This window comes from Pseudomonas sp. TUM25319 (assembly GCF_056388475.1).
In genome coordinates, this window is the sequence record NZ_CM150751.1 from 16,448 (window position 1) to 32,502 (window position 16,055).

The 16,055-nt window shown below is 58.1% G+C and carries 9 protein-coding genes, 2 tRNA genes and 4 rRNA genes; 6 read left to right on the forward strand and 9 right to left on the reverse strand.

Features of this window, described 5'->3' with window-relative positions:
• The first annotated feature begins 115 nt into the window (after nt 1–115).
• Complete coding sequence (locus AC05QJ_RS00030; protein ID WP_476745039.1) at nt 116–457, forward strand: tryptophan synthase subunit beta; 342 nt, start codon at nt 116–118, stop codon at nt 455–457.
• Nucleotides 458–488: 31 nt separating this feature from the next.
• Here the strand turns inward: AC05QJ_RS00030 and lapD are convergent, their stop codons facing one another.
• The gene (gene lapD / locus AC05QJ_RS00035) at nt 489–2,420 is read right to left on the reverse strand and encodes a cyclic di-GMP receptor LapD (protein WP_476745040.1); all 1,932 of its coding nucleotides are present in this window, start codon (nt 2,418–2,420) and stop codon (nt 489–491) included.
• A gap of 9 nt (nt 2,421–2,429) precedes the next feature.
• Nucleotides 2,430–3,122: a cysteine protease LapG gene (gene lapG, locus AC05QJ_RS00040; protein WP_476745041.1), complete on the reverse strand. Its 693-nt coding sequence runs from the start codon at nt 3,120–3,122 to the stop codon at nt 2,430–2,432.
• A gap of 296 nt (nt 3,123–3,418) precedes the next feature.
• Here lapG and AC05QJ_RS00045 point away from each other — a divergent pair, with 296 nt between their 5' ends.
• Nucleotides 3,419–4,108 (forward strand): GntR family transcriptional regulator, encoded by a 690-nt coding sequence (locus tag AC05QJ_RS00045; protein ID WP_476745042.1) that lies wholly within the window; start codon nt 3,419–3,421, stop codon nt 4,106–4,108.
• 331 nt (nt 4,109–4,439) lie between these two features.
• On the opposite strand, the gene AC05QJ_RS00050 is transcribed toward AC05QJ_RS00045, so the two are convergent.
• On the reverse strand, nt 4,440–4,802 hold the full coding sequence (locus AC05QJ_RS00050) for a hypothetical protein (protein ID WP_476748049.1): 363 nt from the start codon (nt 4,800–4,802) through the stop codon (nt 4,440–4,442).
• On the opposite strand from AC05QJ_RS00050, the gene AC05QJ_RS00055 reads away from it, so the two are divergent.
• The 4 genes from AC05QJ_RS00055 to AC05QJ_RS00070 are packed head-to-tail and all read left to right on the forward strand — an operon-like array spanning nt 4,692 to nt 10,328.
• The gene (locus AC05QJ_RS00055) at nt 4,692–5,468 is read left to right on the forward strand and encodes a DUF3050 domain-containing protein (protein ID WP_476745043.1); all 777 of its coding nucleotides are present in this window, start codon (nt 4,692–4,694) and stop codon (nt 5,466–5,468) included. The genes AC05QJ_RS00050 and AC05QJ_RS00055 overlap by 111 nt on opposite strands.
• A complete protein-coding gene (locus AC05QJ_RS00060; protein ID WP_476745044.1) occupies nt 5,465–6,409 on the forward strand; it encodes a diiron oxygenase in 945 nt (314 codons plus the stop codon). Before AC05QJ_RS00055 ends, AC05QJ_RS00060 begins: the two co-directional genes overlap by 4 nt.
• The gene (locus AC05QJ_RS00065; protein WP_476745045.1) at nt 6,406–9,837 is read left to right on the forward strand and encodes an amino acid adenylation domain-containing protein; all 3,432 of its coding nucleotides are present in this window, start codon (nt 6,406–6,408) and stop codon (nt 9,835–9,837) included. Before AC05QJ_RS00060 ends, AC05QJ_RS00065 begins: the two co-directional genes overlap by 4 nt.
• Before the next feature lie 23 nt (nt 9,838–9,860).
• The gene (locus AC05QJ_RS00070) at nt 9,861–10,328 is read left to right on the forward strand and encodes an SRPBCC family protein (protein WP_476745046.1); all 468 of its coding nucleotides are present in this window, start codon (nt 9,861–9,863) and stop codon (nt 10,326–10,328) included.
• Nucleotides 10,329–10,392: 64 nt separating this feature from the next.
• On the opposite strand, the gene rrf (AC05QJ_RS00075) is transcribed toward AC05QJ_RS00070, so the two are convergent.
• From rrf (AC05QJ_RS00075) to AC05QJ_RS00100, 6 genes are all read right to left on the reverse strand, one after another.
• Nucleotides 10,393–10,508: ribosomal RNA gene (gene rrf / locus AC05QJ_RS00075) — 5S ribosomal RNA — on the reverse strand.
• A 109-nt stretch (nt 10,509–10,617) separates the two neighbouring features.
• Nucleotides 10,618–10,733, reverse strand: a 5S ribosomal RNA gene (gene rrf / locus AC05QJ_RS00080).
• 132 nt (nt 10,734–10,865) lie between these two features.
• Nucleotides 10,866–13,755: ribosomal RNA gene (locus tag AC05QJ_RS00085) — 23S ribosomal RNA — on the reverse strand.
• Between the two features lie 218 nt (nt 13,756–13,973).
• Nucleotides 13,974–14,049 (reverse strand) — tRNA-Ala (locus AC05QJ_RS00090).
• A gap of 10 nt (nt 14,050–14,059) precedes the next feature.
• Nucleotides 14,060–14,136: transfer RNA gene (locus tag AC05QJ_RS00095), tRNA-Ile, on the reverse strand.
• 84 nt (nt 14,137–14,220) lie between these two features.
• Nucleotides 14,221–15,757, reverse strand: a 16S ribosomal RNA gene (locus tag AC05QJ_RS00100).
• The 16S, 23S and 5S rRNA genes sit together here with 2 tRNA genes alongside, the layout of an rRNA operon.
• Between the last annotated feature and the right edge of the window lie 298 nt (nt 15,758–16,055).

Here is a 16,055-nt window from a genome sequence, read left to right on the forward strand (position 1 = left end):
CATGCCACAGCGGTTTTTGCCTGCAGGCCATGTGGGGCGCATACTCTTGCGCCCCACATGGCCTACGCTGCTGAAGAAGAAAAAGATGATGGATCCCCAATCACGAGGAATGACCATGTTCTACGTGCAACGCGATACGGCAGGCCAGTTGCTCCGGGTCGAAGCGGCCGCCTTTGCCGAAGCCACGGAAACACTGCCTGCCGATCACGCCGAAGTTCAGGAATGGTTTGCTGACGATGTGGTCGAGAACAGCCTCAAACAGCTCAAGCAGAGCGACCTGGACATGATCCGGGTGCTGGAAGACCTCATTGATGTGCTGACCACCAAAGGCGTGATCAGCATCACTGACCTGCCGCCCGGTGCCCAGGCCAAGCTGCTTAACCGCAATACCGCCCGTGCCGCCCTTGGCGGGCTGAACAACCTGATCGACGAAGACGAGCACGGCGGCTTGATCTGAACCTTTGTCGGCCCTGCGATCAGGGCCGTCCTCATGCCCAGGGCGCGGGTTCTCCCACCAGGCGCCCCTGCACGCCCTGAATCTGCATTTCCCGCAAGACCTTCAACTCGCCTTCCGTCTCGACCCGTTCGGCAATCAGCGGCAGGTCGATGCTATGCGCTGCCCGTTGTACGGCTTCGATGAACAGGCGCTTGTGCTGCTCCTGATCGATGGCGCGGATGTAGCTTCCGTCGATCTTCAGGTAAGCCAGGCCAAGATGCGCGAGGTTGCCGATCATGCTGAAGCGCCCGCCGAAATGCTGCAGACTGAGGCTGAAGCCGAGGGTGCGCAGGCGTCGGGTCAACTGCTCCAGGACCGCTTGCTCGGGCAACTGCTCCTCGGCGATCTCCAGGGTCAGGCGCGCGCCAAGGGCGCTGTTCTGCGCCAGCAGATCGAAGACCTTCTGCAGACTGGCCGCATCGTTCACCGTGGTCGCCGATAGGTTCAGGGCCAGGGACTTGTCGTGGCCGTGCATCTGCTTGAGGACCTTCTCCAGCATCAGCAGGTCCAGTCGGGTGGTCCAGCCGAAACGCTCCAGTGCTGGCAGGAAGCGGCCGGCGGCGATGGTCTGGCCCTGGTCGTCGAGCAGCCGCGAAAGCACCTTGTGGTGCAGCACGCGGTCGAGGTCGTTGCTGTCCACCACGGGCTGGAAGAACAACTGGAAGCGATCGTGGCTCAGGGCCTGGTCCAGCATCTCGCGCCACTGGCGGTGGGTATCGCTGGCCTGTGCCGCCGAGCCTTGCTCCAGGCACACCCAGGACGGTTCAGGCTGGCTCTGGGCGCGGGCCAGGGCCTCGTCGGCAAGCGCCAGCAAGGCCTTGGGCTCATCGCCCGGGCTGAATGGCGCCAGGCCGATACAGGCCGACGGGGTGACATCGGAAATACCGCGCAGGCTGGCTTCCAGCGCTTCGGCCAACTGGATCGCATCGTCATGGGTAAGCCCCGGTGCCAGCACGGCGAATTCGCCACCGCGGCTGCGGGTGATGAGGTTGTTGGTTTCCGGATAACGGGCGCAGGTGCGCTGCAACTGCTGACCGACCGCCTGGAGCAGTTGGTCGGTGCGCTGGCCGCCCAGACGCTGGTTCAAGCCGGCCAGGTCCTGGACCCGCAGCAACAACAGGTAGCCGTCACTCGCCTCATCGAGGTTACTGACACGCGCATTGAGCTGCATCTCGAAGTAACGGCGGTTGGCGAGGCCCGTGAGACTGTCCTGGTAGGACTCGACCCGCAGCTTCTCGCTGCGCTCGGCCTGCTCCTTGTACAGCGCCTTGAGCTTCTCGACCATCTGGTTCATGGCCTGTACTACCCGGCGCAGTTCGGGGGTGCGCGGCAGGTCCGGCAGGCTGAGGAACTCCCGGCGGGCGATGGCATGGGACTGCTCGACCATGTAATCCAGCGGTTTGAGCTGGCGGCGCAGCAACAGGGCCCCCGCCACCGCACTCAGGGCACCACACAGCAACAGCCAGCCCAGGCTGCCCAGGGCGCTCTGCCACAGCTTGGCCAGGGCGAACATCGGGTGGCTGACCACTTCGACCCGCGCGGCCTGCTGCCACCCGCGCATGACGATGGCATCGCCACCCGCAGCCTCCAGGCCAATCAGCTGGATGAACCACTGCGGCACGCCGCCCGGATCGGGATCGGCATGGCGCTCCACCAGCAGTGCATTGGAGCCAAGGTCCACCACACGGATGCTGGCGTAGTAGCCGCTGTCGAAAATCGAGCTGACCAGCAGCTCGACCATCGCCGGGTCATCCAGGTTGGGCGTCAATGACAGGGCCAGCGCGGTCGCCGCGTCCTGCGCATGGGAGCGCAACTGGTTGACGTACTGGCTACGCGAGCTTTCCAGACTCACCATGAAACTGCCGCTGAAAGCGACCACCAGAAACAGGCAGATAGCGAGCAACAATTGCTTGAACAGTGACATCTGAGCTCCTCAGTAGACCGGCTCGGCAGGAAATCCTTCTGCCTGCATCTTCTTTAACAGATCCTGCCAGCGCGACAGGCGCTTGGTATCGCCCACTTTCTTGTTTCCGGCGGCGCCGGTCAGCCACAAACCCTCGCCGTTGAAGGCGTACACCGGCAACAGGTCGGTGCGCTGGCTGGCCGGCTTGATCGCGTCGATCAGGCTGTCGAGTACCAGCGGCATGGCGTCAGGGCTTGAGTAGTAGGTCAGGACCATGTGCGCGCGGTTCTGGCGCAGGGCCTTGACGTAGGTGATACGCAGCTTGTCCGCGGGGATGCCGAGGCGGCGCAGGCTGAAATACTTGGCGATGGCATAGTCTTCGCAATCGCCCGCGCCCTTGATCAGCGACTGGATCGGGGTCGCCCAGTAATCGACTTCGTGCCACAGGTCGATGTCCTCTGCGTAGCGCAACTGGCGGTTGAAGAACTGGTTGACCACCTGCAGGCGCTCGGTCTCGCTGAGCTGCTTTTGCGTCGCCAGCAATTGCTGCCAGGCATCGATGCGCTGCTGCCCCGCACCAAGCGGCCCGTAAAGCGCCTGGGCCTTGCGGCTGATCTGGGAGAAATCCCAGTCCGCGCGCAACCCGCCCAGCAACGCCAGGCCAAGCAACAGGGCCATTCCAGCCCGGCGCAAGGTCAGATGAACAGCCCAACGTATCGGCAAGGCGACTGCCCGCTAAGTCCCTGGAAAACGCCGATGGTGAAGGCTGGCCAGACAAAAAACAATGGCACAGGACAATCACTGCGACATCACCCGCGCAAGCCTCCGACAATTGGTTGACGCATAGCCCGGCGAGACTCTTTCCTTCCCGGAAAAGTTCATTCAGGATTGGCACCGCGTATCGTTTCAGCCCCCGGTTCCCAAGGCATGTGGCTTAGCAGCAATGCGCCGTCGGCGGTTTGACAGGGATCGTCTCCATTACTAGCTTGATTGGATCCAATTATTGGAGAAGAAGTAGCGTGGCCGGAAAAACCAGAGTCCTGAGCAGCATCCTGGGCGACGAGCAGGTACCCGCACATCTGGCGCGTAGCGTGATCGAAGAACGCCTGCGCGGCGCCATTCTCGATGGTCGTCTCGCACCCGGCATGGCCTTGCGGCAGCAAGAGCTGGCAACCCTCTTCGGCGTCAGCCGCATGCCGGTGCGCGAGGCGTTGCGCCAGCTTGAGGCCCAAGGCCTGCTACAAGTGGTGGCCCACAAGGGAGCGGTGGTCGCACCACTGATCGGTGAGGATGCCGTCGAAACCTACGAACTGCGCGAGATGCTCGAAAGCGAAGCCTTGCGCCAGTCCATCCCGCTGCTCGACGCCAGCGACATCGCCTTGGCCCGTGAGTACATCAGCCAGTTGGAAAACGAGACCCGCCACGCGGAAATCGGCCGTCTCAACCGGCTGTTCCACATGACGCTGTACAGCAAGGCGTGGAACAAGAAGCTGCTGCGCCTGATCGACAACGAGCTGTGCCAGGAAGAGCGCTTCCTGCGCTTCCACCTCTCGTCCATGGGCCTGGGCAAACTGACTCAGGATGACCATAACGGCCTGGTCGACGCCGCCAACGACAAAGCGATCGACGAAGCGATCGTCGTGCTGCAACGTCACTTGCGCAACGCCATGAAGACCATTCGCAACTATCTGGACAAGCAGAAGCCCTGACTTCTGCTTCCTTCGTCCACCCTCCCCGCGGCCCCTCCTCGCCTGCCAATGACAGGTCAGCGGTTTTCTGCACACTCTAAAGGTCCGGCAAGGGAGCAATGATCGGCTGCGGTACGGCCAGCTCGCTTGCCTTTTTCGGACCTGAAGAGGAGGCGTAACCCCGGGCAATGGCCGACAACGATCAACTGCCCCTAATAGTCGATTCCCGAACTTCTCGCCCTCGGACAGTGCCCGGAGCGTGGCATTCGCTCACTCACTCATCAACTTTTCCATTTATTTGGAAAGGCGGACACTTTCATTCAAGTAAAACATCCTCACGTTGTTTTATTAGTTAGTCTCGCACTTCAAAAACAGCAGAATCAAATATATTCAAAACACCACTTGCGGGCGACTTGGAAGTTGCCTTAGCTTTTTCATTACCGGCCGCAACGCCCCATGGACAGGCGATGACCCCGTCTTTCGCGGGCCGGCAATGTCGCTGAACTTTCTGCAATGCAGGGCCATTTAGCCCAGGACCCTGTTCGCCACGAACAACGTCAACGCCACTAACTTTCGCAACCGTGAGCCACAGAAGGAACGTGCAATGACTCATCTCGAACAACTGCTGAATGAAAAGAAATCCGAACTTTCCAGACATCCGGTATTTGCTGAAATAGATTCTCTTGCCGTATTGCGCCGATTTATGGAAACCCATGTGTTCGCGGTGTGGGACTTCATGTCGCTGACCAAGCGCCTGCAGCAGGAACTGACCTGCATCCAGCTTCCCTGGCTCCCCCCAAGGGACCCGAAAGCGGCACGCTTGATCAACGAGATCGTACTGGGCGAAGAATCGGACGACCGTCTCGATCACGGGCACTACAGCCATTTCGAATTGTATCTGGATGCCATGCGCGAAGTGGGTGCCCGTACGGACAGCATCGAATGCTTCGTTGCCCTGCAGCGTGAAGGTCTGGATCACCACAGCGCCCTGCGCCAGGCGGGCGCCAGCGAAGCGGCGCGGCACTTCGTCGAGCAGACCCTGGACGTCGCCCTGAACGCACCTGCCCACGCCGTCGCCGCAGCGTTCCTGCATGGTCGTGAAAGCGTCATACCGACCATGTTCCAGCGCATCCTCGACGATTGGGGCATCACCGGCAGCCAGGCCCCCACCTTCCGCTACTACCTGCAGCGGCATATCGAAGTCGATTCCGAAGACCACGGCCCGGCCGCTACGCAGTTGCTGGAACGGCTGGTGGCCGGCGATGCACAGCGCGAGCGCGAGGTTCACGAGGCCGCCATTGCGGCCGTGGAAAGCCGTATCGCGTTCTGGGACCGGCTACGTCTTTCGATGCACGCCGAAATTGCCGAGGCCAGTGTATGAACAGTCTCGACTATCAATCGTTCGCCGACGCCTGGGAGAGTCGGGCGAGCATCCGCACCCGTCCTCGGCGCCTGGTGGAAGACGACCAGCGGCTCATCTATCCACTGAGCCGCCAGCCGCTGGTACTCAGCGCCACCTTCCTGCGCGAATGCCCGCACCTGCGCGACTTCGCCCTGGTGCAGAGCCTCTACAAGTTCATCAACGACGTGGTGATCTTCGAAACGGAAATTGTCGACCGAACCGCCCGGGCTATCGCCAAGGACCGCTTCGCCGTGCGTTTTCCCTTCGCCTGTCGCTATGACGCCATGACCGTCGTGGTCGATGAGGACTATCACGCCCTGGTGGCCATGGACTTCATGCAGCAGACCATCGCGCTGACCGGTATCCAGCCCATCGCCCTGCCAGCCGAAATCGAACTGAGCCGGGCCATTCCCGCCGTCCTGGAACGGGCGCCCGAGCACCTGCGCGACGCAATGGAGCTGATTTGCGTAGGGATCGCCGAGAACACCCTGACCGACGATGTCGCTGCCTTCGCCCGTGACGACAGCGTGAAACCGTCGATCAAGGGACTGATGGCCGACCACTTGCTCGACGAAGGCCGCCACTCGACCTTCTGGGCACGACTGACACGGATCTACTGGAGCCAGGCGTCCGAGCCGGATCGTCATGTAATCGCCCGGTTGCTGCCGTTGTTCATCCGCCACTATCTCACCAACGACCTGCAGAAAGCCTTCGACATCCAACTGATCGCCGCCCTCGATGTACCCGCCCATGTGGCCGCGGCCCTGCGCGAAGAGGTCACGGCCATGGCCTGGCCGATCAACCACCAGCATCCACTGCTGGGCAACATCCTGCGCTTTTTCAGAAGCAGCTCACTGCTCGACGCGCCCTGTGTGCAAGCGGCGCTGGTCGACTACCTGCCATCGGGGAGGCCGTCATGAGGCGTCTGGACATTCTTCTGGCCGGGCAAAGCCTAGCCCTCGCTCGGCTTCGCGAAGACCTGGAGCAGCACGGCCATTCGCTGCGTCATGTGTCCAGCGAAACGGAACTGACGGCTGCCGGCCACCCCCTGCCGCACCTGTTGATAGAGGACGGCAGTCTGGAACTGCCGCAGTTCAAGGGGTGTGCGTACCTGGGCTTGCGGATCGGCAGCGATACGCCCGGCCACGATGAGCTGCCCGAGCTGGAGATACTGTGCTGGACCGGCAGCGCGAAAGCTCAGCGCCTGATAGACCGACAGCCTTTGCCGAAGGAGCGCTCCGGTAACGGCCAGCAATTGCGTGTGATGGCGCTCAATGCCCTGCAAGAGCGGGTAGCACTGCATGTCAGCCGCTTCTCACGAAACCCGGACTACCTGAGCCAGGCGCCTGTTGTCAGCCCGATGCGGCACGTCCGTGAGCATCCGTTGCACTGGCTGGACCGGCTGGCCTACCTGCATGCCTTCAATCTGAATGAGCGGCCGGGGCTGCTGGAGGAAAGCGGAACCCCAGTTATCGAACGACTGGAGCAAAGCTTTGAGGCTCATGCCAGGCGCACTGCGCTGAATCTGGATGGACACCGCATCAGCTACGCGCAACTGCATGCCCAGGCGTTGGCGATTCAGCAACGGCTGTTGCCACTTCTGCCCGCGTCCGATGATTCGCCACTGGTCGCGGTCTGCCTGCCGAAGTCGCTGGGGTTGTATGCAAGCCTGTTGGCAGTCCTGGGTTGCGGCGCGGTCTATCTGCCACTGGATCCGGGAACACCGCGGGAACGCGTGCACTTCATCCTGCAGAACGCCTTGGCCGCGGTCGTCATTCATGACGGGGATTTCCCGGCAGGAAATCAGTCCATTCCCAGCCTCGAGCTGAGCCGCTTGCCCGCCCCGGCGGCACTGCCTCTGGCGGGCATGATGCGGCGGCGCCCTTGCGCACATGAGCCCTGTGTCGCCATCTATACCTCCGGTACCACCGGGCAGCCTAAGGGCGTGGTGCTCAGCCAAGGCAACATCAGCCACTTCCAGGGCTGGTACAGCGACCATGTTGGATTGGGCCCGGGAAGCCGGGTGCTGCAGTTTTCGACGATCAACTTCGACGCTTCTCTGCTGGACATCCTGCCCACCTGGATCAGTGGCGCCGAGTTGGTCGTGCCCAGCGAGGCACAACGCAGGGACCCTGCGCAGCTGAAAACGCTGATCCGCCAACAGGACGTCAGCCACGCCTTCCTGCCGCCGGCGCTGCTGAGTCTTCTGACGCTGGAGGGCTGCAGCCTGGAACATCTGATCACGGGCGGCGACGTGTGCGAGCCGGAGGTCATCGAGCGTCTGGCCGGGCGCTGTCATCTGCACAACATCTACGGCCCGACCGAAACCACGGTCCTGGCGACCACGAGGGTCTTCGCGGCGCACGACAGCAATCGCAATCTGGGCCAACCGATCGCCAATACCCGGGTGTTGCTCCTGGACGAACAGTTGAACCCGGTCCCCCAGGGCGTCGCCGGCGAGCTCTACATCGCGGGGCCTGGTGTCGGCCTCGGCTATCTGAATAACCCTGTGTTGACCCACGAGCGGTTCATCCGGCTGGACCTGCCGGGTGGCGACAACCTGCGCCTGTACCGCAGCGGCGATATGGCACGCTGGTGTGACCAGGGTATCGAGATCTGCGGACGCCGTGACAATCAGGTGAAGATCCGCGGTTTCCGGGTCGAACCGGAGGAGATCGAGCATTGCCTGCGCAGTAGCCGGCTGTTCGCTCAGGCGGCGGTCGTGATCGACGGGCAACGGCGGGTACTGGCTTTTCTCGCACGACCTTGCCACGCCGATGCGATCAACGCACTGCGCCAGCACGCTGCGCAGCACCTGCCGGACTACATGCGTCCGCTGCATTATCAAGAGCTGACGCAACTGCCGCGCACCGCCAATGGCAAGGTTGACCGAAAAGCACTGCTGGAGCTTCCGGTACTGCTGGACACGGAGCGGCAACGTATCTCGCCTGCCGGGGCCCTTGAGCAGCAAGTACTGACGATCTGGAGCGAGCTGCTGGAGCTGCCCGAAGCTGATATCTCTGCCGACGATAGCTTCTTCAATCTGGGTGGCCACTCGATCCTGCTGTCACGACTGCTCCTCACGCTTCGCGAACGGTTCGGGCGGGGCATCCCGATCAATCGCTTCATCGAATTGCCAACGGTGCAGCGGCTGGCCGGATTACTTGCCGGCGAGCGCTCCGGTTCGAGTTCCCCTCCTGTACAGGCCCAAGCCGATGCTGAGCGAGACCTGGGTCTGCAGGTGCTGCCGATAGACCGACTCGGTGATGTGCACTGCGTGATCGTCACCGGGGCCAACAGCTTTCTCGGCGTGCATATCGTTCAGGCACTACTGGACTGGGGGGCCACCGAGGTGGCTTGCCTGGTACGGAGCGCCGGCGGCTTTTCGGCTGAACAGCGCTTCGCCCAGGCAGTGGATGACAATCGCGTCGAATCGCTGGACTGGGGGCGGATTCGCGTGCTGGAGGCCGACCTTCGACAGCCCCGCCTGGGATTGAGCGAAACGGACTACAACGATCTGGATAACTGCTACGGCGCTCTGGTGCACAACGCGGCACAGGTCAATCATGTGCTGGACTACCCGGCGCTGGCGGCAGACAACGTGGAGCCGCTCTTCGAATGCCTGAAGCTGTGCGAAGGGCGCCGCAAGAAGATTTTCAACTTCATCTCCACCCTCTCTGCATGCAGCGCCAAAGATGAGCACGGCCGCGTGCTGGAGCAGCCGCCCGCCTCGACACCGCCGCTGTACATCCGCAATGGCTACAACCTGAGCAAATGGGTGGGTGAGCGCGTGCTGGAACGCGCCCGTCAGCAAGGCGTGTGGGTCAATCTGTTTCGGCCCGGAAACATCACCTTCAATACCGAGAGCGGCGTCTGTCAGCCGCACAGGAATCGGCTGATGCTGATGCTCAAAGGATCACTGCAATTGGGTCAGGTTCCGGCGCTGGATCTGGACTTCGACCTGATGCCGGTGGACTTCCTGGCCCGCTTTGTCGCCTTTCATGCCAGCCGTTATCGCGCAGGCGAAACGGTCTTCAATCTCCACAACCCCGAGCCGTTGCGCTGGAAACAGTACCTGGCCGCATTCCACGAGAGCGGACGCGAGTTCGCGATGGTCAGCGTCGAGCAGTGGCAGCGGCAGTTACAACGCGTCGATTCCGATAACGCGCTGTACGACGTCCTCGGCTTCTACCTCGAAGGCTTCGAGGAAGACATCGGCGATATCTCACATATCGATCATGCCAACGCCCGCGCGGGCGTTCAGCGCATGGGCGAACGCTACCCGGAAAAGAGCCCGGCACTGTTGGAGCGAGGCTGCCGGTACCTGCGTGACATCCAGTTCATCTGATCCCCACAGAAAGGAGCAACACCATGCAAGCACTCAAACCCGATACGTTGATCCGCAACCCTGAAGGGTGCCGGGTCGTGTCACAAGTCGACATCGCAGCCGAACCCGCCAGTGTGTGGAATATCGTGGGCAACTTTGCAGGTTTTGCGGTCTTCATTCCTGCGCTGAGTCATATTGAAATGACGGGCAGTGGCGTGCGCTCTATCCGCAAGAAATTCTTCAAAGACAACAACTTCGTCATCGAGCAGCTCAACTCACGCGACGATCAGGCAATGACCATGACCTGGAGCCTGATTCACACCAGCTTGAACATCGGCAATCTCTGGGCTGCCATGGAGGTGCAGGATTTGGGACAAGGCGTGAGCCGCGCTGTCTGGACCATCCAGGGCGAGCCGTATTCCGGGGGCCTCGACACCTTGCCCGCGTTCCAGGCGTTCCTGCAGAAGTTTGCCGACGACGCGATGAACAATGTGCGTAATCTGCTGAGCTGAGCTTTCCGGACGCCAGAAAGACAAAACCCCTGTCTGCGATGCAGACAGGGGTTCTGGATTTGAATCTTGACGATGACCTACTCTCACATGGAGAAGCTCCACACTACCATCGGCGATGCATCGTTTCACTGCTGAGTTCGGGATGGGATCAGGTGGTTCCAATGCTCTATGGTCGTCAAGAAATTCTGTGTGCCAGACTGCTGTTGAAACAACCCGGCGAAATTCTTGGTACTTCTACTTAAAGACAAAACCCCTACCTGCGTATGCAGATAGGGGTTTCGGAATTTAATCTTGACGATGACCTACTCTCACATGGAGAAGCTCCACACTACCATCGGCGATGCATCGTTTCACTGCTGAGTTCGGGATGGGATCAGGTGGTTCCAATGCTCTATGGTCGTCAAGAAATTCTGTGTGCCAACTCGTCTTTCGACGCTTCGGCAAATCGGGTATGTGATCTTTGTGGGTTCACGAATCTTCGGTTCATTCGTCTTCACCACCACAATCCGGCTTCCGCGCAGATTGCTTGGGTGTTATATGGTCAAGCCTCACGGGCAATTAGTATTGGTTAGCTCAACGCCTCACAGCGCTTACACACCCAACCTATCAACGTCGTAGTCTTCGACGGCCCTTCAGGGAGCTCAAGGCTCCAGTGAGATCTCATCTTGAGGCAAGTTTCCCGCTTAGATGCTTTCAGCGGTTATCTCTTCCGAACATAGCTACCCGGCAATGCCACTGGCGTGACAACCGGAACACCAGAGGTTCGTCCACTCCGGTCCTCTCGTACTAGGAGCAGCCCCTCTCAAATCTCAAACGTCCACGGCAGATAGGGACCGAACTGTCTCACGACGTTCTAAACCCAGCTCGCGTACCACTTTAAATGGCGAACAGCCATACCCTTGGGACCGGCTTCAGCCCCAGGATGTGATGAGCCGACATCGAGGTGCCAAACACCGCCGTCGATATGAACTCTTGGGCGGTATCAGCCTGTTATCCCCGGAGTACCTTTTATCCGTTGAGCGATGGCCCTTCCATACAGAACCACCGGATCACTAAGACCTACTTTCGTACCTGCTCGACGTGTCTGTCTCGCAGTCAAGCGCGCTTTTGCCTTTATACTCTACGACCGATTTCCGACCGGTCTGAGCGCACCTTCGTACTCCTCCGTTACTCTTTAGGAGGAGACCGCCCCAGTCAAACTACCCACCATACACTGTCCTCGATCCGGATAACGGACCTGAGTTAGAACCTCAAAGTTGCCAGGGTGGTATTTCAAGGATGGCTCCACGCGAACTGGCGTCCACGCTTCAAAGCCTCCCACCTATCCTACACAAGCAAATTCAAAGTCCAGTGCAAAGCTATAGTAAAGGTTCACGGGGTCTTTCCGTCTAGCCGCGGATACACTGCATCTTCACAGCGATTTCAATTTCACTGAGTCTCGGGTGGAGACAGCGCCGCCATCGTTACGCCATTCGTGCAGGTCGGAACTTACCCGACAAGGAATTTCGCTACCTTAGGACCGTTATAGTTACGGCCGCCGTTTACCGGGGCTTCGATCAAGAGCTTCGCGTTAGCTAACCCCATCAATTAACCTTCCGGCACCGGGCAGGCGTCACACCCTATACGTCCACTTTCGTGTTTGCAGAGTGCTGTGTTTTTAATAAACAGTCGCAGCGGCCTGGTATCTTCGACCGACATGGGCTTACGGAGCAAGTCCTTCACCCTCGCCGGCGCACCTTCTCCCGAAGTTACGGTGCCATTTTGCCTAGTTCCTTCACCCGAGTTCTCTCAAGCGCCTTGGTATTCTCTACCCAACCACCTGTGTCGGTTTGGGGTACGGTTCCCGGTTATCTGAAGCTTAGAAGCTTTTCTTGGAAGCATGGCATCAACCACTTCGCGCTCTAGGAGCGCTCGTCATCAGCTCTCGGCCTTGAGATCCCGGATTTACCTAAGATCTCAGCCTACCACCTTAAACTTGGACAACCAACGCCAAGCTGGCCTAGCCTTCTCCGTCCCTCCATCGCAATAACCGGAAGTACAGGAATATTAACCTGTTTTCCATCGACTACGCTTTTCAGCCTCGCCTTAGGGACCGACTAACCCTGCGTCGATTAACGTTGCGCAGGAAACCTTGGTCTTTCGGCGTGGGTGTTTTTCACACCCATTGTCGTTACTCATGTCAGCATTCGCACTTCTGATACCTCCAGCAAGCTTCTCAACTCACCTTCACAGGCTTACAGAACGCTCCTCTACCGCATCACCTAAGTGATACCCGTAGCTTCGGTGTATGGTTTGAGCCCCGTTACATCTTCCGCGCAGGCCGACTCGACTAGTGAGCTATTACGCTTTCTTTAAAGGGTGGCTGCTTCTAAGCCAACCTCCTAGCTGTCTAAGCCTTCCCACATCGTTTCCCACTTAACCATAACTTTGGGACCTTAGCTGACGGTCTGGGTTGTTTCCCTTTTCACGACGGACGTTAGCACCCGCCGTGTGTCTCCCATGCTCGGCACTTCCAGGTATTCGGAGTTTGCATCGGTTTGGTAAGTCGGGATGACCCCCTAGCCGAAACAGTGCTCTACCCCCTGGAGTGATACATGAGGCGCTACCTAAATAGCTTTCGAGGAGAACCAGCTATCTCCGAGCTTGATTAGCCTTTCACTCCGATCCACAGGTCATCCGCTAACTTTTCAACGGTAGTCGGTTCGGTCCTCCAGTCAGTGTTACCTAACCTTCAACCTGCCCATGGATAGATCGCCCGGTTTCGGGTCTATACCCAGCGACTAAACGCCCTATTAAGACTCGCTTTCGCTACGCCTCCCCTATTCGGTTAAGCTCGCCACTGAATATAAGTCGCTGACCCATTATACAAAAGGTACGCAGTCACCTAACAAAGTAGGCTCCCACTGCTTGTACGCATACGGTTTCAGGTTCTATTTCACTCCCCTCTCCGGGGTTCTTTTCGCCTTTCCCTCACGGTACTGGTTCACTATCGGTCAGTCAGTAGTATTTAGCCTTGGAGGATGGTCCCCCCATATTCAGACAAAGTTTCTCGTGCTCCGTCCTACTCGATTTCATTGACAAGAGATTTTCGTGTACGGGGCTATCACCCACTATGGCGGCACTTTCCAGAGCCTTCCACTAATCTCAAATCAACTTAAGGGCTAGTCCCCGTTCGCTCGCCACTACTAAGGGAATCTCGGTTGATTTCTTTTCCTCAGGGTACTTAGATGTTTCAGTTCCCCTGGTTCGCCTCTTGCACCTATGTATTCAGTGCAAGATAACCATCTTGTGATGGCTGGGTTCCCCCATTCAGAGATCTCCGGATCAAAGTCTGTTTGCCGACTCCCCGAAGCTTATCGCAGGCTACCACGTCTTTCATCGCCTCTGACTGCCAAGGCATCCACCGTATGCGCTTCTTCACTTGACCATATAACCCCAAGCAATCTGGTTATACTGTGAAGACGACATTCGCCGAAAATTCATGAAAACTCACAAATTTTACCTTAGCCTGACAAAACACCAGTGAAAGTGCTTCATCAGTCTTTCTATCACATACCCAAATTTTTAAAGAACGATTCTGATAAAGATCAGAAATCAATATTCGAGCCGAATATTCATTTCTAAGCTTTGACAGGAAACAGTGGATGGTGGAGCCAAGCGGGATCGAACCGCTGACCTCCTGCGTGCAAGGCAGGCGCTCTCCCAGCTGAGCTATGGCCCCAACAAGAAACTGGTGGGTCTGGGCAGATTCGAACTGCCGACCTCACCCTTATCAGGGGTGCGCTCTAACCAACTGAGCTACAGACCCAGTTAAGAGCTGTTACCGTAATCGTCTTCTTCAAGGAATCAAGCAATTCGTGTGGGAGCTCATGATACGGCTGATGTCGTCGATTAAGGAGGTGATCCAGCCGCAGGTTCCCCTACGGCTACCTTGTTACGACTTCACCCCAGTCATGAATCACACCGTGGTAACCGTCCTCCCGAAGGTTAGACTAGCTACTTCTGGTGCAACCCACTCCCATGGTGTGACGGGCGGTGTGTACAAGGCCCGGGAACGTATTCACCGCGACATTCTGATTCGCGATTACTAGCGATTCCGACTTCACGCAGTCGAGTTGCAGACTGCGATCCGGACTACGATCGGTTTTGTGAGATTAGCTCCACCTCGCGGCTTGGCAACCCTCTGTACCGACCATTGTAGCACGTGTGTAGCCCAGGCCGTAAGGGCCATGATGACTTGACGTCATCCCCACCTTCCTCCGGTTTGTCACCGGCAGTCTCCTTAGAGTGCCCACCATTACGTGCTGGTAACTAAGGACAAGGGTTGCGCTCGTTACGGGACTTAACCCAACATCTCACGACACGAGCTGACGACAGCCATGCAGCACCTGTGTCAGAGTTCCCGAAGGCACCAATCCATCTCTGGAAAGTTCTCTGCATGTCAAGGCCTGGTAAGGTTCTTCGCGTTGCTTCGAATTAAACCACATGCTCCACCGCTTGTGCGGGCCCCCGTCAATTCATTTGAGTTTTAACCTTGCGGCCGTACTCCCCAGGCGGTCAACTTAATGCGTTAGCTGCGCCACTAAAGTCTCAAGGACCCCAACGGCTAGTTGACATCGTTTACGGCGTGGACTACCAGGGTATCTAATCCTGTTTGCTCCCCACGCTTTCGCACCTCAGTGTCAGTATCAGTCCAGGTGGTCGCCTTCGCCACTGGTGTTCCTTCCTATATCTACGCATTTCACCGCTACACAGGAAATTCCACCACCCTCTACCATACTCTAGCTCGCCAGTTTTGGATGCAGTTCCCAGGTTGAGCCCGGGGATTTCACATCCAACTTAACGAACCACCTACGCGCGCTTTACGCCCAGTAATTCCGATTAACGCTTGCACCCTCTGTATTACCGCGGCTGCTGGCACAGAGTTAGCCGGTGCTTATTCTGTCGGTAACGTCAAAACAGCAAGGTATTAGCTTACTGCCCTTCCTCCCAACTTAAAGTGCTTTACAATCCGAAGACCTTCTTCACACACGCGGCATGGCTGGATCAGGCTTTCGCCCATTGTCCAATATTCCCCACTGCTGCCTCCCGTAGGAGTCTGGACCGTGTCTCAGTTCCAGTGTGACTGATCATCCTCTCAGACCAGTTACGGATCGTCGCCTTGGTGAGCCATTACCTCACCAACTAGCTAATCCGACCTAGGCTCATCTGATAGCGCAAGGCCCGAAGGTCCCCTGCTTTCTCCCGTAGGACGTATGCGGTATTAGCGTTCCTTTCGAAACGTTGTCCCCCACTACCAGGCAGATTCCTAGGTATTACTCACCCGTCCGCCGCTGAATCGAAGAGCAAGCTCTTCTCATCCGCTCGACTTGCATGTGTTAGGCCTGCCGCCAGCGTTCAATCTGAGCCATGATCAAACTCTTCAGTTCAATACTGCTTGGGTTTTGAGAAAACCCTAAACTTGGCTCAGCAATCTCAAAATGAACTATTTCGATTTCTCGTATAGTCACTTGTGATGCTGATAATCTTTTTGACTATCAGTCCATTATCACAAGCACCCACACGAATTGCTTGATTCGATTGTTAAAGAGCGTTTGGTTAAGAGCGTTTCGTCTCAACCGAGGCGCGCATTCTACGCCTTCCTCTAAGTCTGTCAAGCGTTTATTTTGAAGTCTTTCAGAATTTCTCGTTCAACTTCAAACACTTGACTCGCTGCGATCTCTCTCA

Coding starts and splice junctions, on each gene's coding strand:
- AC05QJ_RS00065 (WP_476745045.1), top strand. CDS start 6,406: ATGAGGCGTCTGGACATTCTTCTGGCCGGGCAAAGCCTAGCCCTCGCT.
- AC05QJ_RS00030 (WP_476745039.1), top strand. CDS start 116: ATGTTCTACGTGCAACGCGATACGGCAGGCCAGTTGCTCCGGGTCGAA.
- AC05QJ_RS00050 (WP_476748049.1), bottom strand. CDS start 4,802: ATGGGTTTCCATAAATCGGCGCAATACGGCAAGAGAATCTATTTCAGC.
- lapD (WP_476745040.1), bottom strand. CDS start 2,420: ATGTCACTGTTCAAGCAATTGTTGCTCGCTATCTGCCTGTTTCTGGTG.
- AC05QJ_RS00070 (WP_476745046.1), top strand. CDS start 9,861: ATGCAAGCACTCAAACCCGATACGTTGATCCGCAACCCTGAAGGGTGC.
- AC05QJ_RS00055 (WP_476745043.1), top strand. CDS start 4,692: ATGACTCATCTCGAACAACTGCTGAATGAAAAGAAATCCGAACTTTCC.
- AC05QJ_RS00060 (WP_476745044.1), top strand. CDS start 5,465: ATGAACAGTCTCGACTATCAATCGTTCGCCGACGCCTGGGAGAGTCGG.